Below are 26,672 nucleotides of genomic sequence, written 5' to 3' on the forward strand. Positions count from 1 at the left end.
AAGCCTAAGCTCAGGCCGCCGGCCTTACCCCCGCTTTCGCCAGCTGTATCTGCACCAGCGTATCGAGGTTCTGGTTGACCCGGCAATAAAACTCCTCGTCGATGAAGGGGCGCAGCATGAAATCATTGCCGCCCGCCTTCAGGAACCGCGCCGAAAGCAGCCGGTTGGTGGAGGAGGACACCCCGATGATGCGCAGCTCATGCGACCCGCGCACGGTGCGGATGCGCCGCGTCAGTTCGAAACCGTCAATATCGGGCATGTTGTAGTCGGTCACCACGAGGCCGATATCGGGGTTGGCCTTCAGGATATCGAGCGCCTTCGCACCGCTATCCGCCAGGCTGACGCGGAAATTATAACGCTTGAGGCGGCTCGAAAGCAGCGCCCGCGCCGTCGGGCTGTCATCGACGATCAGCACATGATGGCGATGATTGGTGAGGAAGCGACAGACGGATTCCGTCAGCATATCCACGGCGAAAATATTGTCCTTCAGAATATAATCGACCACATCCTTGGCGATCAGCGTTTCGCGCGTCCCCTCGTGAAAGGTGCTGGTGAAGACGATGGTCGGGATCGAAAGATCGATCAGATATTCCAGCGCCTCGCCCTTTTCCGCCCCCGGCAGGTTGATGTTGGAAATCGCCAGCGTCACCGGTTCGGGAGAATGTTCGTAACAGGCCTGCAATTCCTCGAAATTGCGGCACACTTCCACGGTAACGCCCAGCAGCTCCTTCAGGCGCATGCTCACCATCTGGGTGAACACATTGGTATCTTCCGCCAGCAAGATGCGGCTGTTGGTAAAAGGCACGCCAGAATATTGCATGCCCGTAATGCCCAGGAAATTCATTCTGCCCCGATCCCCCATCGTATGTGAGGAAAACATATCAGGCGCATTTTTCAGAATGATTAATAGCACTTTTGCAGGAAAGGAATGCAAGCATATGCTTACCTAAACGGAAATACGGCCCACAAGGGGCCGCATTCCAGCTTCGGGAGGGGATGGTCTCAGGCGCGCAGCAGCGCATTTTCCGTATCGAAGGGGCTCTCTTCCACCACCTCGGCATCGTAGAGCGTGCCGAGAATGCGGATCTTCAGCTTGGTGCCAACCGCCGCATATTCCGGCTTGAGCATGGCAAGCGCAATCGACTTGCCGAGACGCCAGCCGAAGCCGCCGCTGGTGACACGGCCGGCAAGATTGCCGTTCTCATCGGAGATCGCTTCCGAGCCGCGCGCATCGACATCCGTATTGCCCGACACGGTCAGCGTCGAAAACACCGATTTCAGACCGGCTTCCTTATAGGCCACCAGCGCATCGCGGCCGATGAAGGATTTTTCCGGGCGCAGGAAGCGGTCGAGACCGGATTCATAGGCGTTATATTCCACCGAAAGCTCGCGGCCCATGTTGCGATAGGACTTTTCGAGCGACATGGACACCATGGCCCGGATGCCGAATGGCTTGATGCCGAATTCCGCGCCTGCCTCCATCAGCCGGTCGAAGATATAATTCTGCATCTCGATCGGATGGTGCAGCTCCCAGCCCAGTTCGCCCACGAAGTTGACGCGCAGCGCATGCGCCGTCGCCACGCCGACGGAAATCTGCTTTGCCGTCAGCCAGGGGAAATCCTTGTTCTCCAGGCTGGTGCGGGTCAGCTTCTTCAACAGATCGCGAGACTTCGGGCCGGCAAGCACCAGCACGCCGTATTTCTGGGTGATCGGCTGCAGCACCACGGAACCGTCGGTCGGCGCAAGGCGGCGCAGCACGTCATGATCGTGGGCCTCAAGACCGCCTGCCGAAACCATATAGAACCGGCCAGGCGCCCATTCATAAACGGTGAACTCCACCTTCACACCGCCATTCGGCGTCAGAAGATGCGTCAGCGCGATGCGGCCGCGCTTCTTCGGCACGATATTGGCCAGGATACTGTCCAGCCAGGCGCGCGCGCCGGGGCCGGAGACTTCCATCTTGGCGAAGGCCGACATATCAAGCACGCCGACATTGTTGGTGACGTTCTTCACCTCGTTGCCGACATGTTCGAAATAGTTCGAGCGGCGGAACGACCATTTTTCGACGATGCGGCCATCTTCCAGCGGCGGCGCATGGTTATGGCTGGTGATGACATCGGCGCCGACGCCGAGCTCTTCTTCCTTCAGCGCATAACCTTCCGGCGCATACCAGTTGGCGCGCTCCCAGCCGTAGACGGAGCCGAACACGCCGCCGAGCTTCTTCAGACGGTCGTAAACCGGCGTCGTCTTCAAGGGACGGGCGGCGGAACGCTCCTCATCGGGATAATGCATGGTGAAGACGTTGGCATAGGCCTCCTCATTCTTGGCAATGAGGTAACCTTCCGTCGCGTGAGGCCCGAAACGGCGCGGATCAACGCCCATCAGATCGAGTGTCGGCTCGCCATCGACGATCCATTCGGCCAGCTGCCAGCCAGCGCCACCGGCAGCGGTGATGCCAAAGGAATGGCCTTCATTCAGCCAGAAATTCTTGAGGCCGGGTGCGGGACCGACGATCGGATTGCCGTCGGGCGTATAGGCGATCGCGCCATTATAAACCTTCTTGATGCCGACTTCGCCGAAGGCCGGAACGCGCACCATCGCCGTTTCGATATGCGGCATCAGGCGGTCCAGTTCTTCCTGGAACAGCTCATATTCGCTGTCGTCGGAGGGACCATCGACATAACAGACCGGCGCGCCGACTTCATAAGGACCGAGGATCAGGCCGCCGGCCTCCTCGCGCATGTACCAGGCCGAGTCCGATTCACGCAGAACGCCCATTTCCGGCAAGCCCTGACGGCGGCGTTCCTGAATGGCCGGATGCGGCTCGGTGACGATATATTGATGCTCGACCGGAATGACCGGAATATCGATACCGACCATCTCGCCGGTCTTGCGGGCAAACGAGCCGGTGCAGGACACGATATGTTCGGCGATGATCTCGCCCTTATCCGTTGTCACCTTCCAGTGACCGTCTTCCGTCTGCTCGATGGCGGTGACGGTGGTATTGCGATAGATCGTTGCTCCACGGTCACGCGCACCCTTGGCCAGCGCCTGCGTGAGGTCTGCCGGCTGGATATAACCATCATCGGGATGCTGGATGGCGCCGAGTAGCCCGTCGGTCTCACAGAGCGGCCAGATTTCCTTCACCTGCTCCGGCGTCAGCATGTTGACGCGCACGCCGATCGTCTCAGCAATGCCGGCATAATACATATATTCGTCCCAGCGATCCTTGGTGCGGGCGAGACGGATGTTCGAGACCTTGGAAAAGCCGACATTCATGCCGGTCTCTTCCTGCAGCTCCTCATAAAACTTCACGGAATATTTGTGGATCTGGCCAACCGAATAGCTCATGTTGAACAACGGCAGAAGGCCGGCCGCATGCCAGGTGGAGCCCGAGGTCAGCTCCTTGCGCTCGATGAGCACGCTGTCGCTCCAGCCCTTTTTGGCAAGATGATAAAGCGTCGAGACGCCGACCACGCCGCCACCGATCACCACCGCCCGTGCATGTGTCTTCATTTACAGAACCCCTAAAAAGCGCCGGCATTGACTGTCGTGCTGCCAAATCGATGAGGGGAATATGAAGCGCTCCGCTGCGGTTCAGCCGCCTGATTGCGACATGGCCATAGGGTGCTGCGACAGCCGCAAAAATGCCGTCGCCGGGGACAGGATTGAGACCGCCGTCGCCTTTTGAAGACGACGGCGGCGAACATATCGGAAAATACCAACCGAGACAGATCAGCTGTCTGTCAATGACGGATTGGAGTTGAAGCGCCGGATCAACCGGCTATCTGTTCTGCAGCTGCAATTGCAGCCCCCGCACATCCGGGCCATCCAGCTTCAAACCCTTGAGAACATCATTGCCGGGAACGATGATCGAGTCCTTGAGGACTGGACCGCCTGGCAGATTGTGTATTCCGCCGCCCCCACCGGGCGGTGGCGGTGGCGGCGGATAGCCACCGCTGCCACAGGGCGGAATGCGATAGATGCAATCACCAGTGAATTGCTCAAGCCCACCTGCGGCCACAGAAGGGCGAATGGCGTCCTGTGCCCCTGCCAGAAACGGAAAAAACATACCGAAGAGAAAAATGGCCCGTCTCATTTCGCAACCTCCTGCGAAGATGCACAAATCTTGGCGCGGTCTTTCACGTCCTTGCCGGCGGCAGCCTTTGCCGCTGCGTCCAGCCATGCGGGCGTGCTGTTGCGCATACCAATGGAAACGCTGTTGAAGCCGATGACAAGCGGTCTCGCAAACTGGCTATCGGAAAAGAGGCCGGAACTGTTCGTGCTGCGAATACTGTTGTCATTGCCGGCCATGTTTTCGGCCACCGGCTGCTGGCCCTGCGGGCCTGTGGTCGCGGCAACGGCCGCACCATCGACAGTCTTCTGGACGTCGCCCTTGTTCCCTCCCGCATCGAGGAAAGCGGCGCGTGCCCGGCCGTTGGTGACCTTCACCCCGCGTGTCAGAAACGCCTGACGCACGACCAGCAGGCGGATGTCGTAAATATAGCGCGAACCACAATCCTCCGTCTCTGCGGTTCTCAAAATATCGCGACTGAGAATGTAGGAAAGTTTTTCGCGAAGGTAGTCGTCGGTGCAATAGACCTTGGTGTCGCCATCATTGCAAAATCCCATCAGCGCATTTTGCGCGTGGAAGGGATTGATCGCATAGGTCTGCACATTCTGAAGCTCGATTTCCTCGATATCCGCCCGTGCACCACCGAAGGCGATATTGCGTAAAAGTCCTGCCATTCCTTCCTTGCGTTCTATCTTGATGACGGGAAACAGCGCGTCCTTCACCACCAGGCCGGACGTCGTCCCATCAACCGCAACCTCGGTACGCGGTTGAGCAATCAAGAGAGACTTTTTATCCTCCGACCAGGTGCTGTCGCCGAAATAAGGCGCCTCCGACTTGACCGCCAGATATCCCCGCAAATTCGGTATCTGGGTAATCTTGACGTAGCGGCCGATGAAGGATTCGCTTTCGAGATCCGTGGGCAAAGACTTGAACTTGTGGCCTGAATCCACGACCTCGGCGATGATGTCTCCGACATAGATATCCTCCTGCGGAGGATAGACCGGCTCGATGCCCAATCTGCGGATGGATTCATTCCAGCGTTTCGGCAGGTAATCATCCGTCACATCGGTTTCGCCCATCAGGAAAAACAGACCGGCAGAACCGATAGCGACACCCGCCGCCAGCAAGGACAATCTGGCCGCATGGGGCGTCAGCCACCTCCAGGCACTCCTTAATTTTTCCCGCAGGGACGTTTTTGCGGGAAGTTGGCCCGGAGGCTGGGCAGGCTGGGCAGGCTGGGCAGGCTGGGCAGGCTGGGCAGGCTGGGCAGGCTGGGCAGGCTGGGCAGGCTGGGCAGGCTGGGCAGGCTGGCCATTTCCATTGACTGGATTCGTCATGTGAGCCCCGACAGGAAAGAAATGATCTAAATATAACACAACATATCAACTTATAGTTTAAACAACAATACAGTCATGAAGGGAATTTTTATTATATTTTCATGAAGACGTCCGACAAAAACCGGCTTCCCTCCTCGGAAAATCTCTCCCCTGCTTGGCTCCTCATCCGCACCAATGCAATCGGGCGCGAGGATAATTCCCCGCGCCCGTCAAAGCCCCATAACGGCTGCGTTGCGGCAGCGGCGGCAGCCTAAGCTCAATTGTCCTTGCCGGCCACCTTTGGCGTTGCCTTCGGCTCCACGACGGTCTTGTCACCCGCCTTGGCCGCATCCTTTTCGACTACAGTTGCCGCGGCAGGTGCTGCCGCACCCGTATGGGCCACCACCGCCTTGTCACCCTCCTCCGAAAGCAGCGCCGCCAGCATTTGCGGGTTGGCGTCGCCTTCCACATGGATGTTCAGATTGCGCTGCGGGAACGGGATGGCGATGCCCTCCTCGCGGAAGCGCTGGAGGATGGCGATCCGCAGCGCGTTCTTCACACCAAGCCCGGTCGACAGATCGGCAAGGTGGAACCGCAATTCGAAATCCAGCGAAAAATCACCAAAGCGCAGGAACTCCACATGCGGCTCGGGGTTGCGCAGCACCGGCGGCTGGGCGCGCACCAGTTCCAGCAGAATATCCATGACCCGCTGCGGATCGGAATCATAAGCCACGGAAACCGGAATTTCCGCACGCATGATGCGGTTGCGGTGTGTCCAGTTGCCGACCGAGGAATTGATGAACTCGGAATTCGGCACGATGATCGACTGGCCGCGAAAGGTTTCGATCTCGGTCGCACGCACGGACAGCCGCTTGACGGTGCCCTCGGTCGTACCCGTCACCACCCAGTCGCCCACCTTGAAGGGACGCTCGACCAGAAGGATGAGGCCGGACACGAAGTTGGAGACGATGTTCTGCAGGCCAAAACCGATACCGACCGAAAGGGCGGACGCGACCAGCGCCAGGCTGGAGAGGTTGAGGCCGGCGGAAGACACGCCAAAGATCGCCGCAACCGCGATGCCGAGATAACCGATGCCGGTTTTAACCGAGTTGCGCACCCCGGCATCCACCTGGCCCCGCGCCATGACGTTATTATCCAGCCACTTCTGGAACCAGCGCGTGATGATGTAGCCGATGGCGAAAACCAGAACGCCGCCGAAGAGGCCGATCAGCGATATCGAGGCGTTGCCGACGGTAATGCCCGTCAGCAGGCGATAGGCCCAGCTTTCGATATCGCCCGGCTGGAAGCCCCAGGAAAACAGGATGAGCGGCACACCGAAGGCAAGCGCCACGGCATAGATGCCAAGCCCGGCGGCCAGACCGGCCTGATCAAGCGCAACCGGACCGAGACCGAAACGCCGCGCGAGATACCGCCCGGCAAGGGATTCGGCAAAGGCGCCCTGCCTCGAAATCGCCTTGCCGGACAGAATGCCGATATACATGGTTGCCAGTACGGCACCGGTGGCGACAATCTGCGTGGCAAGGAAGCGCGCAAGACCGACATAACCCGTCAGACACGCGCCAATGAGAATGAGGCCGCCGACGCGCAGCAGGATGACCAGCCAGCGCGGCAGCCGCTGGTTGCCGGTCTCATAATCCTGCCCCTCGCCGATCATCGGCCGCAGGAACGATACGGTGAGCAGGATGATGCCGATGATGATCGAGGCGACGAAGCTCTTGGCAACGGTAACGATCAAGGGCGAATAAAGCGTCTCGCTGATCGTTCCAAACAGATAGTCGAGACCATTGACGAGCGCCATCAGCAGCACCGCAGACGACAGCGTATGCGCGCCGCGATTGGACACTTTCAACAGACGCCATTCCGGCTGGGTGGGCGCAAAGATCGCGTAGCTCAGTCGCGATACGAAATAAACGAAGCCGAGGATGGCCATCGCCCCGAACAGGATCGGCGCTATATCGGATCGCAGCACGTTGAAATTATCGAGGAAAAACGCCGAGGTGACCAGAAACAGGAACAGCGACAGCGATTGCACCATGGTTGACCAGAAGGCCACGGAGAGCCTTCTGAGATAAGATGGCTCACCGGTAAAGGCCCGCCGGTCCATGCGGCTGCCGAAAAACCGGTAACCGCCGACGAGGAACAGCAGTCCTGCCATGATCGACAGCATCACGGCCCCGAACATCGGCAACCGCTTGTAGCTCCAAACGAAACCCGCCCAGCTACTGAAAGCGTTGTTGAGGTTGGTCACCTCGGTAACGAAAGCCGAAGAGGCGTCGCCCAGCGTCTGGGCAGAAACTTCCGTGCGCTTGAACAGGGTGGCGGCAAAAAGCGCCCGGCGCACCGCCGTGATATTGTTGGAAATCTGCGCGGCACTGGTGGCGGTGCTTTCCACCTCACCGGCAATCGCATTCACCTCGGCACGCTCCGCCGTCAGCCGGGCGCGCTCTTCCGTCACCATGCTCGCTTCCGGCGGCTGGCCATCGGCCGGCGGCTCGCCAAGCGCATCGAGACGAGTCTTGATCTGGTCCAGCCGGGTGCGCAGCTTGGTGTTGGCCGCCGCGGCATCGGCGGCGATGCCATCGGCCCGGCCTTTCATATCCACCAGATGCACGTCGTCGCTGCCGCCCGCCTCCACCTGCCCGGCGATGGTTGCAACATCGGCTTTCCATTTTTCCAGTTCCGCCCGCGCCTGCTCGACTGTGGTGGCCTGGATCACGGCAGGCGCCGGCGGCGTTGTCTCCCCTTGCGCGGATGCCGGCATTGCGGGCAACAGAAAACCGCCGAAAAGCGAAACCATCATGACCAATATCATGGCCATGGCACTGCTTCGCCCCCGACCAGATGCCGGTTCACCGAACACCCGTCTGCCATTCATCAATCCGCCGAACATCAACCGCACATCCATGCCTTTCGTCTCTTCACGCCGTCCCAGGCTTTTTAACGCCTGCGCCGGGGAAAACCACCCGCATGAAGCGAGGTTTTCCGGAGTTTACCTTGCTTTTCACCACGAGAATCATCACCTTTGATAGTGCAGCAAACATGGGAGGAAATCATGGAATCTGCTGGTATTGGCTGGATCGCAGCTATCATCATCGGTGGTGTCGCCGGGTGGCTCGCCGAACAATTCATGAAAAGCAATATGGGTGTTTTCATGAACATCCTTCTTGGAATCGTCGGCGCCATCGTCGCCAACGCCATATTGTCCGTGTTTGGAATCGTTTTGACCGGCTGGCTCGGTTATCTCATCGCCGGCTTCATCGGCGCCTGCATCCTCATCCTTATCGGGCGGGCCTTCAGACGCGGCTGAGCAAAAAGTAAAATCCGTAAAACCCCGGATTTCCAGCCTTTTCCAGCGCGACTGAAATTTTTCCGTCACAAAAATCGAAGAAATTACATTTCCGCGCTGGACAAGCCCAAACTTCCCCTTTATAGCCCCCCTCACACCGCCACACGGTGCCGGTCGGGTGATTAGCTCAGTTGGTAGAGCAGCTGACTCTTAATCAGCGGGTCGTAGGTTCGAGCCCTACATCACCCACCAAATTCTCTTTAAATGACAGAATGTTGCGATGCTTACTTAAAGCATCGCCCGAGCGATTGAGCTTTTGCAATCGCCCTTTCCCAGCAATGCCAGCGAAAGAAACGTTACCCGTCACGGAGAACGCCGTGCCGCGCAGGCCCACTAGCGCAACAGCTCCCCGGCAAATCTACAAATTCGTTTCCGATACGCTTTTTGTCCCGATGAAGCGCGGCTCCAAAGGCCGACCGGCAATACGGCTTCCGAATTCTTCCGTGAAACGAACGGGTGCAGCCTGTTTTACCGCATTGATGGCGGAATCGATAAACGCCTGCCGTCTCGGGCTCTCCTCCTGAGGTCGCGAGGCGAGGACAACCACTTTGCCGCGTATCTGCCCGTCCTTGTGCAAAATGAACCGTAGCGTCACCACCAGCCCCTCCGTGTCTTCCGGCGGCACCCAGCAGGCATAGATCGCATCGAACATTTCGTTGAGATTACTGGCAGGCGTCGGATCATTGCAAATCCGCGACTGACCCCAAGCCGGCGCCAGAATGCCTCCAGCCAAGATGCTCGACACCACGAGACCGGGCAGCCTGAAACGACGGAACACCAAAGAAGTATGGTCGATCAAATCCAATATCCTCTATCAGGAAGCAATCCGGCTGCTTTGGCTCGCCGGTCTAACCATTTTAAAAAATTGGTTTTTCCGTAAATATCTTGAAAGCTCCATGTGACGTGATGTAAACATAAATAAATAAAATCACAAATACATCAATAAAAACAATACTGAAATAGATAAAAATACATATTTCGGGAAAAATAAATTTAAAAACCAAAAACACAAGCAAAGTATATTAAATTATATTTATATATAAATTATAAAAACAAAAGTAATATTCGGACTGTCAATCAATAAATCTTATCTTATTGAATATACAGACAGCTGTAAAATATTCTCCGGAAACGCGGCTTCGCGTCTTAACCAATGGCTGCGGTTTACATTGCAAGCCAATGATTTGGCTGTATGCATGGCCTGCCAGAACAGGAAAAAAGGGGGATATCATGACATCGAAATGGGTATTGGCAGTGTTTTTCGGCACAGCGATGACGGTTGCGGGTGCGGCGCAGGCGGAAGACCTGGTGTTCACGCTGAAGAACGGCACGGGCTCCGTTCTTAACGCCTTTTACACCTCACCGGTGGGCGTTGATGACTGGGAAGACGATGTGTTCGGCAAGAAGGCGCTTGGCCCCGGCGAAGAGATGGAAATCACCATCGCCGATGGCCGCAGCGTCTGCAAATATGACATGCGCTTCGAATTCCAGGGCGATGCGCTGGAGGATCTGGAGGATACGCAGAATCTCTGCGAGCTCGGCGAATATACCATCACCGAATAATCCAGTGACGGCCCTGCCCGGCAAAGGCAGGGCCTGCGGCGGCCAAGCTCCGAAAAAAAGTCGGCACGGCAATTATTGGCACTGCCGCGCCGCCCTTTTCCCCAAAGCTGTCTCAATCATCCCTATGATTGGCACGATGAGATTGATCATCAACATATTGCTGTTCGTCCTCGGCGCGGTCGGGAGTGGAATATGTGCGTTTTTATTATCGGCAGCGCTTCCCGATTCCGGGCTGCTGGGTTCCTGTTTTGAAGGAAATTGCGCTTATGCGGCGCTGTTTATGGTGCTTCCGGTCGCATGGTTCATACTTTTTGCGCTTTATGTCATGGCTTTGCTCGTCTGGAGACGAAAACCGTTCCGCAATGGACGTTTCTGAAAAAGCGCGTTACGCCGCCATCGCTACCGCGCGTTCGTTGACAGCGATAAGCACTTACCGTTAACTCCGCCTGCTGGGGGATTCGCTGCCAGTGATATATGGGCCCGGTGGGCATTCCCTATATCACAGGCCTCTGAATGTGCATGTTCCGATTTGCGTTTTGCGTTTGCTGGGCATGACGGAAAACAGGGAGACCAAAGGATGCGGGCCGCAATCAATTCCCCGTCGCTTTCGATCGACACGATGGACTATCAGGCCGAGTGCCAGTTCGCGCTGGAACCATCCATCCAGGGCCTTATTGAAAAGGCGGAGAGCGCCGGCTGGAACCGCCAGCAGGCTGCGCTTGCTATTGTAGCACTCGCCAGCGAACATCTGACCGACCTGTTGTCTGCCGGTGGCCCCGCATTGCTGGATCAACGTTCCCTTTCCTGACCTCCGCTGAAGCGGGCGGAACCAGCGCCCGCTTGTCCAGACATCATCTTGAAAATCAATCCTGCGCGCCCGGAGTGTCCTCACAGACGCTGCCGGAACCCTTGGTCGCGTCGGGACGCCATCACCCAGGGCGAAGCCTGCCTCGCACGCCAATATCGCTGCAAGGCCGCCCCCCACCATATTCCGGGTCAGCCCAACCCCGCAGAACGCATCGATTGCCGGTCGGAAACCGCGCCATAGTGTTGACACAGACCACCAATAATGAGAACATAAAGTGAACATTATGGAGGTCAGCGATGAACACTGCAGACGCAACCATAGAAAATGCCCTCTCCGTCGTCGCCCGCTCCCGCGATATGCGCGAGCGCGCGCTGGAACGGCGCCGCGAGTTGCAGCGGCGAACGGAAGTCATCATCACCCGGCCGCTTTACGTGCTGAAAAAGAACGAGCCGAAGCAGCTGTCGTTGAAACTCGACAGCTGAGCATGCGTGCGAACATCAGCTCTGCTTTGGGGCAAAAACGCGGGGCGTGTGGCTACGGGAGTCCTGACGCAATCATGGCGGGCGCAGTGCTCCGACAGCGGAGTTCTCCTCTCACGGCCTTGCTCGCGAAAGCAAAATCCCGTGCGGATTACCTCACGCACGGGATTTTCAGAATGAAGAGGTCATCGTTTTGTCTTATTGCATGCGTTGCATTGCGGCTTCGGGCTCACCGGTCGTCGCAACCGTTGCCGCTGGAAGGCGGTCGGTCTTTTTGAGGATGACAACGGGCTTGTCCACCGGTTCCGTCGGCGGAACGATGCTTGCGGTTTTAAATTCACGGTCGACGGCAGGAACGGAAGCGTTGATCTTTTCATGACCCGCGCATTCCGCAAGCGCTGCACTGGCGGAAAAGCCAAAGACAGCGGCGATAATGAGAACTGATTTCATGTCATTCTCCCTTCGCTTTTGTGGCGCTCTCCAGTCTAGGTGGAGACGAACCGGATTGAAAATCACACTTTAGAGACATCTAAAGCACCAGATCATTTCGGCAGTCGTCGTCATCGATGTGCATGGCAGCGATATGCTGACTGTATCGCCGTTATTTCTTCCGCACATCCAGCGGATTTTGGCAAAGCGGCCGGCGAAATATCATCGCCACATAACTTCCCTTGAGGGAAATCAGGCTGGGCGTGTAAGTCGAAACCTTTGCCGTGTTGGCGGCCTTGATCGTTCTTCCATCAGAGGAATTCTGCTGCATGGCGCGCCTCCTTCCATGAGCGATAACGAAAAAACACCATTCTAGTTCCGCATCGACGTGAAACAGCCGCCAATGGAGAAGCAGTGTACGCCGCGCGTTTCTTCTCCCCGCCGGGGAGAAGGTGGCCCGAAGGGTCGGATGAGGGGGCTAGCTCTCCGGATATCTCTACCCTTGCCCCCTCATCCCGCTGCCGCGGACTTCTCCCCGACGGGGAGAAGAAACAGTGGCGCACTCCCAATCCCATCCATCCCCTCAACGCTTGAAAATGTCTCCCAAAGCCTCTATATGCCTCACCGCGAGGACGACCTCGGCCATCATGGCGACAGCATGCGGGACGGCCCGGTCACATACCGGAGAATAAATTGCGCTCCCTGCAAGATCGTATTCGCCACGCGCTCAGCTTCGAAATCATCGGCCTTATGCTCGTCGTGCCGCTTGGTGCACTCGTCTTCGGCATGCCGTTGGAAGATATCGGCATTGTCGGTCTGGTCAGCGCCACACTCGCCACCATCTGGAACTACGTCTATAATCTCGGCTTCGACCATGCGATGCAGCGCATGAAGGGCACGACGCTGAAGACGCCCGCCATCCGCGTCGCACACGCCCTGTTGTTCGAACTTGGCCTGCTGATTGTGCTGATGCCCTTCATCGCCTGGTATCTCGGCATCAGCCTTGCCCATGCGCTGGTGATGGATGTTTCGTTTGCGCTGTTTTACGTGGTCTATGCTTTCGTCTTCAACTGGAGCTACGACCGGATTTTCCCGCTGCCGGAATGGCAATCGCAGGATGCCGTCTGATCGACGGCCACGGCTAGAGACAGCAAAACTTCAGCGTAGCGATTCCTTGAAAAAGCTCACGACATCGGCGTTGAAACCGCGATGAAACTCTGCCCGGTCAAAACCGGGCGCATCGCTGCAAACCTGCGGCAAAGCTTTTAACATTTCTGTTGGGCAAGGCGCGATGAACGAAAAATGCCCTGCCCCATTCACCATCCGGTAGTCCGGTTTCTTCGGCAGTTCATCGCGCAATCTTGCAATATCCTCCGGCACAATGCCATCACCGCCCTGTTCCGAACTCCACAGCTGGACAGGAATACCGATATCTTTCAGATTTTCAGCACCGGGAAAGGCATTGAGCGGGTCTGCTACAACCGCGGCCCTTACCCGCTTATCGTGAACCCGGTCTTTCGCAACAGCGCTTTTGTCCCGCATCTGCGCGCATATCGGCGCCTGCTCGTCCGGGCATGGCAATCTGCTGTTTAAAAAATCCGGCACGCCACCGGCAAGCACCAGCGCCGTATAACCGCCGCGCGAAAATCCGAAGACACCGATCCGCCCGGCATCGATGACGCCGGCCTCTTTCCAGTTTGTCAGCATATGATCAAGCAGGCGCATAATATCCGCCGGTCGGTCGGTCAGCGCGGAAAGCTCGCCTGCCCGCTTCATATCAATCGCATTATCGCCGGGATGATTAAGCGCCGCGACGATGAAACCGGCATCCGCCAGCGCCGCCGCCGTATCGCGATGGCTGAAATATGTGCCGGCGAAACCATGGGAAATGACGATAAGCGGATATTGCCCGTCAACGATCGGGCAATCGCGCACCGCAGGCAATACGAAGGGACCGATACGGCTTTCCACCGGCGCTGCCGCGCAGGGCGACCAGACCGCCGCCCTGATGGGAGCTTTGCCATCGGTGGATGGAACCTCGATCAACCGCAGGCCGGCGGCCGTGGCAGCGCCCGTCCCGGAAAGAACTGAAATCAGAAGAAGGCAACACACCACCAGCAATCGCATCAGAAACTCGCGGATCGGAAACATTGAGCCAAGGCCGGTCATCAACCAGCCTTGCCCGAAACATAAGGCAATTTCTTATGGCGCTGATGACTACCGCGAAGGCTTAAAGCGACTTCAGCGTCCAGGCGACAATCTCGCGCGTGGCAGCGGCAAAGGCCTGATCCAGCGCCTTGACGAAATTGGCGTTGCCGGAACCACTGACACGGGCGCTGGCGCGGAACACTTCCTGCGCCTTCACCGTGCCATTGCGGTCGTTCAGAAGCTTCACCGACATTTCGATATTGGCGATGTTTCTCGCCGTATCCACCTCGAAAGCGCGAATATCGGTCACGACCTGATAGTCGATCGCCAGCCCCTGCCCCGGACGGCCGACGCCGCCAAGCTTGCCGGTGTCTTCGAAAGCTTCCACGAGCTTGGACTGCACCATGCGCGGCAGGCGGTCGCTCCATTGCGAATTGCCGAGATATTGCACTTCCGAACCGGAGAGCCGCACCACGATATTTTCGCTGTCCAGCGCCTTGAGTGCGGTCGGATCGGCAATCAGCAATTGCCGGCCTTTCAGCGAAGGTCCCTGCGTTACCGTCGCCGAAGACACGGAAAGATCGAACGTGTCGTTCTTCGGCGCGCCGGCACAGCCGGCCAGCAGCGCGGCAAGCAGCGGAGCCAGAATAAGGGCACGGCGTTTATGGCCGGTCATCGATCGTGTCATTGGCCCATACCCCTCTTAGCGCCTTGTTCTGCCGTCATATTGTTTCACGGTTTCACCGCCGAAAATCAACCGCTGCGGATCGCGGTCGATATTGGTGATGGCATTGTTGAGATTGTCGACCGTCTGTCGCGTGCTGCCGATCAGCGCCTGGAAATCTTTCAGGCCAGAGCTGGAGAAGCGGGTCAGATTGTCAGCGATCGGCCCGATGCGGGCATTGAGATTGTCGGCCACGGCCTTGAACGAGGTAAGCGTCTCGCGCGCCTTGGCAAACAGCGAATTGGCGTCATCGGTACCCAGCATGCCGTCCACTTTGGCAAGAATGCCATCGACGCGGCTGGAAGCAAGGTTCAGCTTGCGGCCCATGTCGGTGAAGTCGGAAACCGCCTGGTCGATATCGGCGCGGCGGGCACCGACATCATCGGCAATCCGCTTGAAGTTCGCCACGGCATCACGCGCATCGGCGGTCGCGGCGGAAACATCACCGACCACGGTGCTGACCTTGGCGGGATCGACGGAGGCCAGAAGCTCATCCGCACGCTTCACGACCGTCTGCACTTCCGTGCTCGCCGCCTCGAAATTGCGTGCCGTGCTCTGCACCGTCTCCATGATGCCCTGAATATCGCTGGAAGCCGACGCTACATCCTTCGTCACCTTGTCGACATTCGACAGGATGGAATCGATCTTGCCGGCATCCACCGCCTTCACCAGATCCTCGATGGCGGTCAGCGTGCCGTCGAGACGCACCGAGACAGACTGCACGGTGGTGGAAAGGGAGCTGAGGCTTGCAATGAAATTCTTGATGCCATCGGAATTGGCCGCCAGCGCGTCGGAGAATTTCTCGGCGTTACGCACCGTCTGCGTCAGCGGACCACGGGCGTCCTGCACGAAGCCCTGCAATTCGCCGATGGCGCCATCGGCGCGCTTCAAGATCTTGTCGGCGGTGGCAAGCAGGTTGGTGACGCTGGAAAGATCGGCCGTCAGTTCCGCGGGAACGCCGGTCTCTGCGGATTTCTGCAGAATGCGCTCACCATCCTTGTTGCCGCCGGAAAGCTCGATATAGGCAGCGCCAGTCAGGCCCTGAATTTCAAGCACGGCACGGGTCGAAGGGAAAACCGGCGCATCCGCCTGCACCTCGGTAAAGGCGATGGAATAAGCGGGGTCGTCGCGGTCGATGGCAAGCCCGCGCACGGTGCCGACAGGAATGCCGTTAAAGCGCACCGGCGAGCCGACGGAAAGGCCGTTGGCGGAGCCGGGAATACGCACGACAAGCTGCGCCGTCGGGCCGCCACGGCCGAATTCCGCCATCCAGTAAACAAAGCCGAATGCGGCGGCGATCACGATCAGCGTGAAAATTCCGACTATGGTGTAGTTCGCCTTGGTTTCCATGCTTCTGTTACTCCACCGGATTTTCATGTTTGCCGTCCGGAAGAACGACAGAGCGCGCCCGTTTGCCGCGGAAATAGGACTGCACCCACGGGTCGTCGCAGGCGAACATGTCCTGCAATGTCCCTTCCACCAGAACCCGCTTGTCGCCGAGAACCGCAATGCGGTCACAGACGGAGAACAGGCTGTCGAGGTCGTGCGTCACCATATAAACGGTCAGGCCGAGCGAATCACGCAGGCGCGCGATCAGCATATCAAATTCCGCCGCCCCGATGGGATCGAGGCCGGATGTCGGTTCATCGAGGAAAACGAGGTCGGGATCAAGCGACAGCGCCCGGGCAAGCGCCGCGCGCTTTATCATGCCGCCTGACAGTTCCGACGGGTACTTGTCGCCGGCATCTGGCTTCAGGCCGACCATCTCGATCTTCAGATAAGCAAGCTCATCCATCAGCTTCTTCGGCAGGTCCAGATATTCCCGCATCGGCAGCTGGATGTTTTCCTTCACCGTCAGGCCGGAAAACAGCGCGCCCTGCTGGAACAGCACACCGAGCCGCTGGTCAAGCATCATGCGGTCGTCTTCACTCGCCTTGTCGTAATCGGTGCCGAGAATGCGGATCGCGCCCGCCTGCCGTGGCAGGAGCCGCAAGATCGCCCGCATCAACACGGATTTACCCGCGCCGGAGGGACCGATGAAGCCGAGGATTTCGCCGCGATAGACATCGAGATCAAGATTTTCGAGCACGTTCCGGCCGTTGAAACCGACGGTCACGCCCTCGACGGAAAGCACCACCTCGCGGCCGCCTTTTTCGGTCTTGATCTGTTGCTGTGTCTGGTCCTGCTGCTCCAACGCGCCCTCCCTAAAAATCGATGGCTGCGTAGAAGATGGCGAAAAGACCATCGACCAGAATGACGACGAAGATCGACTTCACCACCGACGAGGTGACGTGCTGGCCGAGCGATTCCGCCGAACCGCCCACCTTCATGCCTTCCACCGCCGCGACGATGCCGATGATGAGCGCCATGAACGGCGCCTTGATCATGCCCGCCGCAATGGTCGATTCCTCGACCGCGCCATGCAGGCGCGACAGGAAGACCTCGAAAGTGATGCCGGAATAAAGCAATGCCACGATGGCAGCACCGAAAAGCGCTGCGAAGTTGGCAAGAATGGTCAAGAGCGGCAACGCGATGGTGAGCGCCACCAGCCGCGGAAACACCAGCACGCCGACCGGATTGAGACCGATCACCTTCAGCGCGTCGATTTCCTCGCGCATCTTCATCGAGCCGATTTCCGCCGTGATCGCGCTGCCGGAACGGCCGGCGATCATGATCGCGGTCAAGAGAACGCCGATTTCACGCAATTGCAGAATGCCGACCAGATCGACGACAAAGACTTCCGCACCGAAATATCTGAGCTGGAATGCGCCCTGCTGGGCGATGATCGCGCCGATCAGGAACGACATCAGCATGATGATCGGCACGGCGCGCACGCCCATATGGTCGATCTGGTTGACGATCGCCGCCGGCGATACGCCGCGCCCGCGCCCGAGCTTCATCTGCGCGCCGCGCACGGCGGAGCCGAGAATATACATGCCCGCCAGAAAGTCCGCGCCGTTCTGAACCACGGCCTGACCGATCGGCGCGAAGATGCGCTCCACCAGCCCAGGCCTGGCGGCTGGCTCGCCCTGCATCTCCGCCTTATCGGGCAATTGACCGATGACGTCCTCGATCCGCTCGTTGCCGGTGAGCGTGACAGTCGCGCCGTTCGCCTCCAGATCCTTGCGCAGGCGCTGGATGATCCACGCACCCGTCGTGTCGATGGCTTCGACGGCGGAAAGATCGATCTCGACGGAGCCGCCGGATTTGCTCTTTTCGATCCTGTCGAGGCTTTCAAAAATTCCGGAGAGATTGCTGTTGCGCCAGGAGCCGCTCATGACATAACGCAAACCGCCGCCGGAGACAGAACCGTCTTCGGTGATTGCGGCCGGGTTCGCCTGTTGCCGTGTGTCCTGTTCTTGCATAATGCTCCGAGCGAGTGCAGCCGTCACGAGATTCTTAAAGGTTTCATAACGTTTTGGCCTCCGGCAAGCCACAGTGACGGCTGACAATTCGTGATAAATTTGGCGTCATGTGTCTTTTGTCGCCCAATCGGAAGTGAAAAAATATGCCCCGTTACCTGCAAGCCACAACAGAACGCTTCCCCGTCGCCGGCAGCTTCACCATCTCACGCGGCACCCGCACGCATGCGGATGTCGTAACGTGCATCATCCGCGAAGGTTCCTTCACCGGCAGAGGTGAATGTGTACCCTATCCACGTTATGGCGAAAGCATCGAGGGTGTTGTTGCCGATATCGAGGCCATGGCAGAGCGGATCGCCGCCGGCCTGACACGGCAGGAACTACAGCAGGCGATGCAACCCGGCGCCGCCCGCAATGCGGTGGATTGCGCGCTCTGGGACCTCGAAGCCAAGATCAGCGGCAAAACTGTTGCCGAGCGCATCCTTGGACAGGCGGCAAAGCCGCTCGTCACCGCTTACACCATCTCGCTTGCCGACCCCGAGACCATGGCCGCGAAGACGGCGGAAAACGCAGGCCGCCCGCTGCTGAAGATCAAGACCGGCACGGCGGATGACGAAGCGCGTCTAAGGGCCGTGCGCGCCGCCGCACCCGAAGCGCGCATCATCATCGACGCCAATGAGGGTTGGAACGATTATAATATCGAATATTATCTGCGGCTTGCGGCAGAACTGAAGATATCGCTGATCGAACAACCGCTGCCCGCCGGCAAGGATGACATCCTCGCCCGCATCGATCATCCGGTGCTGATCTGCGCCGATGAAAGCGTGCATTCCACCAGGGACCTCGCCGGCCTGCGCGACCGTTACGATGCGATCAACATCAAGCTCGACAAGACCGGCGGCCTCACCGAAGCGCTTGTCATGAAGGCGGAGGCCGAAAGGCTCGGTTTCACCATCATGGTCGGCTGCATGCTCGGCACCTCGCTCGGCATGGCGCCCGCCGTACTGGCGGCGCAGGGCACGGCATTTGCCGATCTCGACGGGCCGCTGTTGCTAGCGCAGGATCGTGATCCGGGGCTGGTTTATGAGGGTTCGCTGGCTTATCCGGCGCGGCCGGAATTGTGGGGGTAAGCTCTGAAATTAAAGCCAGATGAGGTGCAACGCCGCTGCTGGTTTCTTCTCCCCGCCGGGGAGAAGGTGGCCCGAAGGGTCGGATGAGGGGGAACGTTAGCGGTATACGGAGAGCTCGCCCCCTCATCCCGCTGCCGCGGACTTCTCCCCGGCGGGGAGAGGAAGCACGCGGCATCCACTCGCCATACAGGCGAGAGTCGGTGCTCCAATATGAAAGATCGCAAGTTATCCAGCCCGTCCGAAATTGCAGGGGTAAGCCCTGAAATTAAAGCCTGATGAGGCGCGAGGCCGCCGCTGGTTTCTTCTCCCCGTCGGGGAGAAGGTGGCCCGAAGGGTCGGATGAGGGGAAAACGTAGCCGAATTTCGGAGAGCTTGCCCCCTCATCCCGCTGCCGCGACCTTCTCCCCGGCGGGGAGAAGAAACCAGCGGCAACCACTCGTCCCACACGAGCGCGCATTGATCGCAAGGAAACACCGAAGGCCAGGTATCCCTTTAGCTCGCAGGCCCAATCAGGCCGCGTGCTTGCCAATCAACCCCGGAATATCCACCGGCTCCATCTCGTCCGATGCCTGACCGGCGGTGGCGTCGCTGGTCTGCATCCAGGTGATCAGCTCGAAGCTGCCATCGGCATTTTCGGCAATCGCCGTGCAGCTTTCCACCCAGTCGCCGGTGTTGATGTAGCGGATGCCGTCCATGTCTTCCATGACAGCATGGTGGATGTGCCCACAGATCACGCCGTCGACATTGTTGCGTCGCGCTTCATCCGCAACCACGCGCTGGAATTCGCCGATGAAGTTGACGGCGTGTTTGACCTGAAGCTTCGCCCAGGCCGAAAACGACCAGTAAGGCAGGCCGATGCGGCGGCGCACGGCGGCAATGGCGATGTTGATGGCGATCGCCGCGTCATAGGCCCAGTCGCCGAGATAGGCGAGCAGGCGGGCATTGCGCACCACCACGTCGAACTCGTCGCCATGGATGACCAGATATTTCTTGCCGTCGGCCGCCTCGTGGATCATGCGCTCGGCCACTTCGATGCCGCCGAAATGCATGCCCGGGAATTCCCGCAGGAATTCATCGTGGTTACCGGGAATATAGATGATGCGCGTGCCCTTGCGGGCCTTGCGCAGCAGCTTCTGCACCACGTCGTTGCAGCCCTGCGGCCAGTACCAGCTGCGGCGCAGGCGCCAGCCATCGACGATGTCGCCGACCATGATGATCGTTTCGGCTTCGTGATACTTTAGGAAGTCGAGCAGGAAATCCGTCTTGGCCGCCTTGGAGCCAAGATGAACATCCGAAATGAAAAGGGTTCTGAACTGTCTGGTTTCGATTTGACCGGCCACGGATTTCATCCCCCTGTTCGGTTGCGTCCCTGCGGCTTTCTTACCTCTCAGAACCAGACTCGTGTTTCAGCAACATGACAGAGGCCGGTTTTTGTATGGAATATGACTGATGGCTTCACGAAAACGCGAATAAGCCATGCCCGTATTTGCATGAATGTGCGTCAAATAACGGCTGTACCATGGGGAAGTTTGTTGTATTCAGGGGGCCGGAATGAAACCAGATATGACGGTGGAAGAATGACCTCTCACGATAAGAACAACACGCCCGCCAACACGGCAAAGGCCGACATCGAGGAACAGGCGCTCTTTTTCCACCGCTATCCGCGCCCCGGCAAGCTGGAGATCCAGGCCACCAAGCCGCTCGGCAACCAGCGCGATCTGGCGCTCGCCTATTCGCCGGGTGTGGCCGCTCCCTGCCTCGCCATCCATGAAAATCCGGAAATGGCAGCGGATTATACAGCGCGCGCCAATCTCGTCGCCGTCATCTCCAACGGCACCGCCGTGCTCGGCCTTGGCAATATCGGCCCGCTTGCTTCCAAGCCTGTCATGGAAGGCAAGGCCGTCCTCTTCAAGAAATTCGCCGGCATCGATGTCTTCGACATCGAGATCGACGCCCCCGGCATCAATGACATGGTGTCGACCATCGCCGCGCTGGAGCCCACCTTCGGCGGCATCAACCTTGAGGACATCAAGGCGCCGGAATGTTTCGAGGTGGAACGCCAGCTGCGCGAGAAGATGAACATCCCCGTCTTTCACGATGACCAGCATGGCACCGCGATCATCGTCGCCGCCGCCGTCACCAACGCGCTGGAACTGGCCGGCAAGTCGCTGTCCAGCGTCAAGATCGTCGCCTCGGGCGCCGGTGCGGCAGCCCTCGCCTGCCTCAACCTGCTGGTCGCCATGGGCGCAAAAAAGGAAAACATCTGGGTCCACGATATTGAAGGCCTGGTTTATGACGGCCGCAACGAGCTTATGGACGAGTGGAAGGAAGTCTACGCCCAGAAGACCGACAAACGCGTGCTGGCTGACTCCATCGACGGCGCCGATGTCTTCCTCGGCCTTTCGGCGGCCGGCGTGCTGAAGCCGGAACTCCTGGAGCGCATGGCGGAAAATCCGCTTATTCTTGCGCTCGCCAACCCCAATCCGGAAATCATGCCCGAAGTGGCGCGTGCGGCGCGCCCGGACGCGATGATCTGCACCGGCCGTTCGGATTTCCCGAACCAGGTCAACAACGTTCTCTGCTTCCCCTATATCTTCCGCGGCGCGCTGGATTGCGGTGCGACGACCATCAACGAAGAAATGAAGATGGCCGCCGTGCAGGCCATCGCCGAGCTTGCCCGCGAGGAAGTCTCGGAAGTGGCGGCCAGAGCCTATAGCGGCGAAACCCCGGTCTTCGGCCCGACCTATCTCATCCCCTCGCCCTTCGATCCGCGCCTCATCCTGCGCATTGCGCCGGCCGTTGCCCGCGCCGCCGCAGCAAGTGGTGTCGCCGCCCGGCCGATCACCGATTTCGAAGCCTATTTCGACCAGCTGAACCGTTTCGTCTGGCGCTCCGGCTTCATCATGAAGCCGGTCTTCAATGCCGCCAAGGCCGCCGAAAAGAAGCGCATCATCTTCGCCGAAGGCGAAGACGAACGCGTGCTGCGCGCCGCCCAGGTTCTGCTGGAAGAAGGCACCGGCATCCCGATCCTCATCGGCCGCCCGCAGATCATCGAAACGCGCCTGAAGCGCTTCGGCCTGCGCATCCGCCCGCATACGGATTTCGCCGTGGTCAATCCGGAAGACGATCCGCGCTACCGCGATTATGTCGATGATTATTTCGCGCTGGTCGGCCGCGCCGGCATCAACCCGGAAGCGGCGCGTACCATCGTGCGCACCAACTCCACCGTCATCGGCGCGCTGTCGGTCAAGCGCGGCGAAGCCGATGCGCTGATCTGCGGTCTGGAAGGCCGTTATGACCGGCATCTGCGCGACGTGAACCAGATCATCGGCAAGCAGGAGAATGTGCGCTCCTTTGCTGGCCTCAGCCTGCTCATCACCCAGCAGGGCGCGCTGTTCCTCACCGATACGTTCGTGAATAACGATCCGACGTCAGAGGAAGTGGCGGAAATGGCCATTCTTGCGGCCAAGGAAATTCGCCGTTTCGGCATCACGCCGAAGATCGCGCTCGCCAGCCACTCCAATTTCGGTTCGCGCGATTCTGAAAGTGCACGCAAGATGCGCCGCGCGCTGAAGATCGTGCAGGCGGCAGCCCCGGAGCTGGAAGTGGACGGCGAAATGCAGGGCGGTTCAGCCCTTTCGGAAGCGCTGCGCAAGCGCGCCATGCCGAACAGCGTGCTGACCGGCGAAGCGAACCTTTTGGTTTTCCCGAACCTCGATGCCGCCAACATCACGCTCGGCGTCACCCGCACCCTGACGGAAGGCCTGCATGTCGGCCCGATCCTGCTCGGCACGGCCCTGCCCGCCCACATCCTGTCGCCCAGCGTCACCTCGCGCGGCGTCGTCAACATGGCGGCCTTTGCCGTGGTCCAGGCTTCGCACCCTTCGGTGTGATGCTGCGGGCGCATTAACGCAATTTTGAACAAGCTGTTGCCGCATTGCGGCAACAGCTTATGTTATCTTCCTGAAACACGGATTTCGTGAAGTATAACGCCCCTGCCACCGGCCGGGGACATTAAACGGATCGCACAATTGACCCGGCGCAGCCGCATCATCGGCCTCCTGCTTCCCCTTGTTTTCCTCGCCCCGGCCGCCGCCTTCGCGGATCAGGTCTGCGATACGCTTTATGCGCAACTGCGCGAACCACCACGCGTCATCGGCAACACGGCAGAGGTGCGGCGTTACGCCAATGCACTCGCCCGCCAGAACATCGTCGTGCGCAAGATCAGGAACGATCTGCGCAGCTACGGCTGTTCATCCGGCAGCGTCATTGTCTACGGCAACCCCAATGCCGGCCTCTGCGCCGAGATCGGCGATGCGCTGGTGGATGCCGAGGCCGAACGTGACGCCATCATTCGTGACCGTGATGACGCGATGGCGGCTCAGCGCAGCGATGATGGCGGCATCAGGCGCCAGCGCATTCTCGCCGCACTCGACGCCAATGGCTGCAGCGCAATGCCGGAAACGGACAGGCAATCGCCGCAGGCCCCGGATGTCACCCGTTATCCCGATGCTTTCCGCCAGGGCGACCGTGAGCCGGGACGGACGGGCCTGTCGCCTTACCCCAATGCCGCCGCCGAGGGCGGACTGCGCACCCTTTGCGTACGCACCTGCGACGGCTCGTTTTTCCCGATCGCCTCCAATGCCTCGCCGCTCGATTTCCGCGCCCAGGCGGAGCAATGCCAGAAAATGTGCCCGGGCACGCAAACCGAGCTTTATTTCCACTCCATGACGGATCAGGAAACCTCCGATATGGTCTCGGCCGAAACCGGCAAACCCTACAAGGACCTGCCCACCGCCTTCGCCTATCGCAACGCGTCTACGAAAGCACCCGGCTGCGCCTGCAACATGGCCGCCTATCACGAGGACATGCAGAAGCAGGAAGAGGCCGCCCGGCCACAGGCCGAAAAGCCCTATTCCGGCATCACCACCATTCCGTCACCGCAGGGCGACAAGCCGAAGGAACCGGCCGAACAGCAACAGGCCGCAAAACCGCCGGAGCAACCGGTTCCCGAACGCGACTATGATCCGAACGACGCAAAAGTGCGCGTCATCGGCCCGAAATTCCTGCCGGACCAGACGGGCCGCATCGACCTGAAGAACCCGGCTCTGAAGGGCATTCAGCCACAGCAGTAATATGTGTCGTGAGCGAGCGCCCGACCCTTGTTTCTTCTCCCCGAGGGGGAGAAGTCCGCGGCAGCGGGATGAGGGGGCAACGTCAGCGATATTCGGTAAGCTAGCCCCCTCATCCGACCCTTCGGGCCACCTTCTCCCCGGACGGGGAGAAGAAAAAGCGGCAATGCTTCACTTCATCCGCAGACCGTTATCAGTGCCTTACCGCCCACCCCAGCGGTTGCGAAACACCAGCTCCTCCAGCGGCACACGCTGGCGCCAACCCTTCACCGCCAGTTCCGGTTCGGTATAGAGCGCATCGACGCGCCCGAGGCAAAGCCAGGCGACGATTTCGATATGCTCGGGAATATCAAGAATGGTGCGAATATCGCTGTCGTGGAAAATACTGACCCAGCCGACGCCGATGCCTTCGGCGCGGGCGGCAAGCCAGAGGTTCTGGATGGCGCAGACGGTGGAGTAGACATCCGTGCGCGGATTGTGGGTGCGCCCCAGTACCACCTTGCCACCGCGTGTGGGATCGCAGGTCACGCAGATGCTGAGCGGTGCCTTGCGGATGCCTTCGAGCTTGAGACTGCGATAAAGCGCCTGCTGCTCGCCCGTAAACATCGCCGCCGCCTCTTCATTGGCGCGGCTGAAGGCCACAAAGGCGGCCTGGCGCACGGCCCCATCGGTGACGAGCGTGAAATTCCACGGCTGCATGAAACCGACAGAGGGAGCCGAATGCGCCGCCTTCAGGAGACGCTCGACAAGCTCATCCGGCAGCGGATCAGGCAGGAACTGGTCGCGCACGTCGCGACGCGTCTCGATGGCGCGGTAGATCGCCTCGCGCTCCGCACCGGAAAACGGCTGGGCAGGCGAAAGCGCATGGTCGAATGGATCGGTTTGCAATGGATTGCCAGCGGACGGGTCGGTTGGCATCGTTTAACCCCAACAATGCGGGCGCGCGGATGCCGAAACCATGTCGGTTTTCGCATGCACGACGCGCCTCTTCAGCAACCTGCCGCCGTCCGCGCGGTTCGGTCTATCCTGCCAGGCCGGTCTTCTGACTCGGCTTCATCCGCCCTCTTCGCCTTCCCGAATGACTTCAGTGGCTTTTTGAAAAGGGCATCCGCCTCACAGCGCTGGGCACGTTCCGGTTTCTCACCGAATTCCCGATTCTCCCGCCACAAGGGCGGGCACCTGACTGAGGAAGCTATGAGCAAGAAGGCTTGCGAATGCAAGTATCGCAAGGCCGGTGCGGCAATGTGACCTTAACGAAAGCCAAATCGCATTACGCCACAGGGAAATAACGCACATATGCGAATTCATCCCCGTCCGGCGACCAGTTGGGCGAGTTCATCGTGCCCTGCCCGCCGAAAAGCTCAAACAGCGTTTCGACATTGCTGCCATCCATATCCATCAGCCGCACGCGGACATCAAGATCACGCGGATGGTCGAAAACGTCGCCGTCATAGGAAACGAACACCACCTTGTCCCCTTTGGGAGACGGGTGCGGAAACCAGTCACCATAGGAACTGTCGGTAATGCGCTCCACAGCGGAGCCATCCACCCGCACCCGCCAGATCTGCATCAGCCCGGTGCGGCTGGAATTGAAATAGACCCACGCACCGTCAGGCGAATAATCCGGCCCGTCATTGCGTCCCTCGCCATGGGTCAGGCGTGTCTCGATGCCGCTCTCTATATCCATGGAATAGATGTCGAAGACCTGATCGCGAATGCCGCAATAGGCGAAACTCTTCCCGTCCGGCGCCCAGCCATGCCAGTAGGACGGAAGGTTCTTCGTCATCAGCCTTGGCGCACCGCCCGCCGATGGCAGAAGATAAATGGCGCTCTTGCCGAATTCCACCTTGTCGGAAATAGCATAAAGCGAACCGTCAGGCGAAATGCCGTGGTCGTTGTTGCATTGCGTCGCAAAACCGGTATCGACCTTCTCCGGCGAAGCGTCACCGGATGGGGACAGGCGATAGAGCAACCCCTCGCTGTTCAACAGCAGATATTTGCCATCCGGCGACCAGTTCGGCGCTTCGAACAGCTCCGGCGTCTGCCACACCACCCGCATCTGCCGGGTGCGGATGTTGAAGATTTCGATGGAACTGCGCATGCTGCCTCCCGGGGCTGTCGACACTCTGGCTCTGATCG

At 59.2% G+C, this 26,672-nt stretch carries 27 protein-coding genes, 1 tRNA gene and 1 riboswitch; of the genes, 11 read left to right on the plus strand and 17 right to left on the minus strand.

The features are described 5' to 3' along the window. Window positions 1-10: 10 nt before the first annotated feature. From EXN68_RS04990 to EXN68_RS05010, 6 genes are all read right to left on the minus strand, one after another. The gene (locus EXN68_RS04990) at window positions 11-844 is read right to left on the minus strand and encodes a response regulator (protein WP_120947574.1); all 834 of its coding nucleotides are present in this window, start codon (window positions 842-844) and stop codon (window positions 11-13) included. Window positions 845-1,002: 158 nt separating this feature from the next. Beyond that, a complete protein-coding gene (locus tag EXN68_RS04995; protein WP_142839846.1) occupies window positions 1,003-3,516 on the minus strand; it encodes a GcvT family protein in 2,514 nt (837 codons plus the stop codon). A gap of 268 nt (window positions 3,517-3,784) precedes the next feature. Then, window positions 3,785-4,099, minus strand: a complete 315-nt coding sequence (locus EXN68_RS05000; RefSeq protein WP_142839847.1) for a hypothetical protein — start codon at window positions 4,097-4,099, stop codon at window positions 3,785-3,787. After that, window positions 4,096-5,208 (minus strand): hypothetical protein, encoded by a 1,113-nt coding sequence (locus tag EXN68_RS05005; protein WP_237681353.1) that lies wholly within the window; start codon window positions 5,206-5,208, stop codon window positions 4,096-4,098. Before EXN68_RS05005 ends, EXN68_RS05000 begins: the two co-directional genes overlap by 4 nt. 38 nt (window positions 5,209-5,246) lie before the next feature. After that, window positions 5,247-5,396, minus strand: a complete 150-nt coding sequence (locus EXN68_RS27605) for a hypothetical protein (protein ID WP_193559506.1) — start codon at window positions 5,394-5,396, stop codon at window positions 5,247-5,249. Between the two features lie 272 nt (window positions 5,397-5,668). Beyond that, window positions 5,669-8,317, minus strand: coding sequence for a mechanosensitive ion channel family protein (locus EXN68_RS05010; RefSeq protein WP_161991196.1), 2,649 nt, complete (start codon window positions 8,315-8,317; stop codon window positions 5,669-5,671). Between EXN68_RS05010 and EXN68_RS27610 the strand changes: the two genes are divergently transcribed. The 3 genes from EXN68_RS27610 to EXN68_RS05025 all read left to right on the plus strand — a co-directional run bounded on the left by EXN68_RS27610 (window position 8,211) and on the right by EXN68_RS05025 (window position 8,950). Further along, window positions 8,211-8,438, plus strand: coding sequence for a hypothetical protein (locus EXN68_RS27610; RefSeq protein ID WP_142839848.1), 228 nt, complete (start codon window positions 8,211-8,213; stop codon window positions 8,436-8,438). The genes EXN68_RS05010 and EXN68_RS27610 overlap by 107 nt on opposite strands. A 26-nt stretch (window positions 8,439-8,464) precedes the next feature. Beyond that, the gene (locus EXN68_RS05020) at window positions 8,465-8,719 is read left to right on the plus strand and encodes a GlsB/YeaQ/YmgE family stress response membrane protein (RefSeq protein WP_003524764.1); all 255 of its coding nucleotides are present in this window, start codon (window positions 8,465-8,467) and stop codon (window positions 8,717-8,719) included. 155 nt (window positions 8,720-8,874) lie between these two features. After that, window positions 8,875-8,950: transfer RNA gene (locus EXN68_RS05025), tRNA-Lys, on the plus strand. A gap of 166 nt (window positions 8,951-9,116) precedes the next feature. Here EXN68_RS05025 and EXN68_RS05030 read toward each other — a convergent pair. Next, complete coding sequence (locus tag EXN68_RS05030) at window positions 9,117-9,563, minus strand: hypothetical protein (RefSeq protein ID WP_237681354.1); 447 nt, start codon at window positions 9,561-9,563, stop codon at window positions 9,117-9,119. 425 nt (window positions 9,564-9,988) lie between these two features. Between EXN68_RS05030 and EXN68_RS05035 the strand changes: the two genes are divergently transcribed. The 4 genes from EXN68_RS05035 to EXN68_RS27365 all read left to right on the plus strand — a co-directional run bounded on the left by EXN68_RS05035 (window position 9,989) and on the right by EXN68_RS27365 (window position 11,611). Beyond that, window positions 9,989-10,321, plus strand: coding sequence for a hypothetical protein (locus EXN68_RS05035; RefSeq protein WP_046798390.1), 333 nt, complete (start codon window positions 9,989-9,991; stop codon window positions 10,319-10,321). A 124-nt stretch (window positions 10,322-10,445) separates the two neighbouring features. Next, the gene (locus tag EXN68_RS05040) at window positions 10,446-10,697 is read left to right on the plus strand and encodes a hypothetical protein (RefSeq protein ID WP_142839979.1); all 252 of its coding nucleotides are present in this window, start codon (window positions 10,446-10,448) and stop codon (window positions 10,695-10,697) included. Between the two features lie 201 nt (window positions 10,698-10,898). Then, window positions 10,899-11,129 carry a hypothetical protein gene (locus tag EXN68_RS05045; protein ID WP_142839849.1) on the plus strand — a complete coding sequence of 77 codons (231 nt, stop codon included), beginning with the start codon at window positions 10,899-10,901 and terminating at the stop codon, window positions 11,127-11,129. Between the two features lie 296 nt (window positions 11,130-11,425). Beyond that, window positions 11,426-11,611, plus strand: coding sequence for a hypothetical protein (locus EXN68_RS27365; protein WP_161991197.1), 186 nt, complete (start codon window positions 11,426-11,428; stop codon window positions 11,609-11,611). A gap of 195 nt (window positions 11,612-11,806) precedes the next feature. Here the strand turns inward: EXN68_RS27365 and EXN68_RS05055 are convergent, their stop codons facing one another. Both EXN68_RS05055 and EXN68_RS27615 read right to left on the minus strand, forming a co-directional pair. Beyond that, window positions 11,807-12,058 (minus strand): hypothetical protein, encoded by a 252-nt coding sequence (locus EXN68_RS05055; RefSeq protein ID WP_046798386.1) that lies wholly within the window; start codon window positions 12,056-12,058, stop codon window positions 11,807-11,809. Between the two features lie 151 nt (window positions 12,059-12,209). Beyond that, entirely contained in the window at window positions 12,210-12,368 is a 159-nt protein-coding gene (locus EXN68_RS27615; RefSeq protein WP_193559498.1) for a hypothetical protein, read from the minus strand. 362 nt (window positions 12,369-12,730) lie between these two features. Here EXN68_RS27615 and EXN68_RS05060 point away from each other — a divergent pair, with 362 nt between their 5' ends. Then, window positions 12,731-13,165, plus strand: coding sequence for a PACE efflux transporter (locus EXN68_RS05060; protein WP_142839850.1), 435 nt, complete (start codon window positions 12,731-12,733; stop codon window positions 13,163-13,165). A 30-nt stretch (window positions 13,166-13,195) separates the two neighbouring features. Here EXN68_RS05060 and EXN68_RS05065 read toward each other — a convergent pair whose 3' ends face one another. The 5 genes from EXN68_RS05065 to EXN68_RS05085 form a co-directional block, all read right to left on the minus strand. Continuing rightward, a complete protein-coding gene (locus EXN68_RS05065; protein ID WP_142839980.1) occupies window positions 13,196-14,164 on the minus strand; it encodes an alpha/beta hydrolase family protein in 969 nt (322 codons plus the stop codon). A gap of 103 nt (window positions 14,165-14,267) precedes the next feature. Continuing rightward, the gene (locus EXN68_RS05070; RefSeq protein WP_046798384.1) at window positions 14,268-14,873 is read right to left on the minus strand and encodes an ABC-type transport auxiliary lipoprotein family protein; all 606 of its coding nucleotides are present in this window, start codon (window positions 14,871-14,873) and stop codon (window positions 14,268-14,270) included. 15 nt (window positions 14,874-14,888) lie between these two features. Next, window positions 14,889-16,259 carry an MlaD family protein gene (locus EXN68_RS05075; protein ID WP_065115797.1) on the minus strand — a complete coding sequence of 457 codons (1,371 nt, stop codon included), beginning with the start codon at window positions 16,257-16,259 and terminating at the stop codon, window positions 14,889-14,891. A 7-nt stretch (window positions 16,260-16,266) separates the two neighbouring features. Next, window positions 16,267-17,103 (minus strand): ABC transporter ATP-binding protein, encoded by an 837-nt coding sequence (locus EXN68_RS05080; protein ID WP_142839851.1) that lies wholly within the window; start codon window positions 17,101-17,103, stop codon window positions 16,267-16,269. 10 nt (window positions 17,104-17,113) lie between these two features. Beyond that, window positions 17,114-18,274, minus strand: a complete 1,161-nt coding sequence (locus EXN68_RS05085) for an ABC transporter permease (RefSeq protein ID WP_142839852.1) — start codon at window positions 18,272-18,274, stop codon at window positions 17,114-17,116. Window positions 18,275-18,417: 143 nt separating this feature from the next. Here EXN68_RS05085 and dgcA point away from each other — a divergent pair, with 143 nt between their 5' ends. Beyond that, window positions 18,418-19,401 carry an N-acetyl-D-Glu racemase DgcA gene (gene dgcA, locus EXN68_RS05090; protein ID WP_142839853.1) on the plus strand — a complete coding sequence of 328 codons (984 nt, stop codon included), beginning with the start codon at window positions 18,418-18,420 and terminating at the stop codon, window positions 19,399-19,401. A 509-nt stretch (window positions 19,402-19,910) separates the two neighbouring features. Here dgcA and EXN68_RS05095 read toward each other — a convergent pair. Then, entirely contained in the window at window positions 19,911-20,750 is an 840-nt protein-coding gene (locus EXN68_RS05095; RefSeq protein ID WP_046798379.1) for a UDP-2,3-diacylglucosamine diphosphatase, read from the minus strand. A gap of 228 nt (window positions 20,751-20,978) precedes the next feature. On the opposite strand from EXN68_RS05095, the gene EXN68_RS05100 reads away from it, so the two are divergent. Together EXN68_RS05100 and EXN68_RS05105 are read left to right on the plus strand one after the other, a co-directional pair. Beyond that, entirely contained in the window at window positions 20,979-23,294 is a 2,316-nt protein-coding gene (locus EXN68_RS05100) for an NADP-dependent malic enzyme (protein WP_142839854.1), read from the plus strand. A gap of 138 nt (window positions 23,295-23,432) precedes the next feature. Beyond that, window positions 23,433-24,536: a DUF2865 domain-containing protein gene (locus tag EXN68_RS05105; RefSeq protein WP_161991198.1), complete on the plus strand. Its 1,104-nt coding sequence runs from the start codon at window positions 23,433-23,435 to the stop codon at window positions 24,534-24,536. Window positions 24,537-24,734: 198 nt separating this feature from the next. On the opposite strand, the gene bluB is transcribed toward EXN68_RS05105, so the two are convergent. Both bluB and EXN68_RS05115 read right to left on the minus strand, forming a co-directional pair. After that, window positions 24,735-25,451 carry a 5,6-dimethylbenzimidazole synthase gene (bluB, locus tag EXN68_RS05110; RefSeq protein ID WP_161991199.1) on the minus strand — a complete coding sequence of 239 codons (717 nt, stop codon included), beginning with the start codon at window positions 25,449-25,451 and terminating at the stop codon, window positions 24,735-24,737. 97 nt (window positions 25,452-25,548) lie between these two features. Next, a riboswitch (cobalamin riboswitch) is annotated at window positions 25,549-25,731 on the minus strand. Window positions 25,732-25,803: 72 nt separating this feature from the next. Next, entirely contained in the window at window positions 25,804-26,634 is an 831-nt protein-coding gene (locus EXN68_RS05115) for a TolB family protein (RefSeq protein ID WP_142839855.1), read from the minus strand. Window positions 26,635-26,672 lie beyond the last annotated feature (38 nt).

This window comes from Martinezella rhizogenes, assembly GCF_007002745.1.
GTDB lineage: Bacteria > Pseudomonadota > Alphaproteobacteria > Rhizobiales > Rhizobiaceae > Agrobacterium > Agrobacterium cucumeris.

Bases quoted from the DNA above. Each gene is read 5' to 3' on its own strand.
- EXN68_RS05040 (WP_142839979.1), top strand. From the start codon at position 10,446: ATGATTGGCACGATGAGATTGATCATCAACATATTGCTGTTCGTCCTC.
- EXN68_RS05010 (WP_161991196.1), bottom strand. From the start codon at position 8,317: ATGGATGTGCGGTTGATGTTCGGCGGATTGATGAATGGCAGACGGGTG.
- EXN68_RS05035 (WP_046798390.1), top strand. From the start codon at position 9,989: ATGACATCGAAATGGGTATTGGCAGTGTTTTTCGGCACAGCGATGACG.
- EXN68_RS27615 (WP_193559498.1), bottom strand. From the start codon at position 12,368: ATGCAGCAGAATTCCTCTGATGGAAGAACGATCAAGGCCGCCAACACG.
- EXN68_RS05045 (WP_142839849.1), top strand. From the start codon at position 10,899: ATGCGGGCCGCAATCAATTCCCCGTCGCTTTCGATCGACACGATGGAC.
- EXN68_RS05020 (WP_003524764.1), top strand. From the start codon at position 8,465: ATGGAATCTGCTGGTATTGGCTGGATCGCAGCTATCATCATCGGTGGT.
- EXN68_RS05085 (WP_142839852.1), bottom strand. From the start codon at position 18,274: ATGCAAGAACAGGACACACGGCAACAGGCGAACCCGGCCGCAATCACC.
- EXN68_RS27610 (WP_142839848.1), top strand. From the start codon at position 8,211: ATGACCAATATCATGGCCATGGCACTGCTTCGCCCCCGACCAGATGCC.
- EXN68_RS27605 (WP_193559506.1), bottom strand. From the start codon at position 5,396: ATGGAAATGGCCAGCCTGCCCAGCCTGCCCAGCCTGCCCAGCCTGCCC.
- EXN68_RS27365 (WP_161991197.1), top strand. From the start codon at position 11,426: ATGAACACTGCAGACGCAACCATAGAAAATGCCCTCTCCGTCGTCGCC.
- EXN68_RS05065 (WP_142839980.1), bottom strand. From the start codon at position 14,164: ATGCGATTGCTGGTGGTGTGTTGCCTTCTTCTGATTTCAGTTCTTTCC.
- EXN68_RS05100 (WP_142839854.1), top strand. From the start codon at position 20,979: ATGACCTCTCACGATAAGAACAACACGCCCGCCAACACGGCAAAGGCC.
- EXN68_RS05055 (WP_046798386.1), bottom strand. From the start codon at position 12,058: ATGAAATCAGTTCTCATTATCGCCGCTGTCTTTGGCTTTTCCGCCAGT.
- EXN68_RS05115 (WP_142839855.1), bottom strand. From the start codon at position 26,634: ATGCGCAGTTCCATCGAAATCTTCAACATCCGCACCCGGCAGATGCGG.
- bluB (WP_161991199.1), bottom strand. From the start codon at position 25,451: ATGCCAACCGACCCGTCCGCTGGCAATCCATTGCAAACCGATCCATTC.
- EXN68_RS05095 (WP_046798379.1), bottom strand. From the start codon at position 20,750: ATGAAATCCGTGGCCGGTCAAATCGAAACCAGACAGTTCAGAACCCTT.
- dgcA (WP_142839853.1), top strand. From the start codon at position 18,418: ATGCCCCGTTACCTGCAAGCCACAACAGAACGCTTCCCCGTCGCCGGC.
- EXN68_RS04995 (WP_142839846.1), bottom strand. From the start codon at position 3,516: ATGAAGACACATGCACGGGCGGTGGTGATCGGTGGCGGCGTGGTCGGC.
- EXN68_RS05075 (WP_065115797.1), bottom strand. From the start codon at position 16,259: ATGGAAACCAAGGCGAACTACACCATAGTCGGAATTTTCACGCTGATC.
- EXN68_RS05070 (WP_046798384.1), bottom strand. From the start codon at position 14,873: ATGACACGATCGATGACCGGCCATAAACGCCGTGCCCTTATTCTGGCT.
- EXN68_RS04990 (WP_120947574.1), bottom strand. From the start codon at position 844: ATGAATTTCCTGGGCATTACGGGCATGCAATATTCTGGCGTGCCTTTT.
- EXN68_RS05000 (WP_142839847.1), bottom strand. From the start codon at position 4,099: ATGAGACGGGCCATTTTTCTCTTCGGTATGTTTTTTCCGTTTCTGGCA.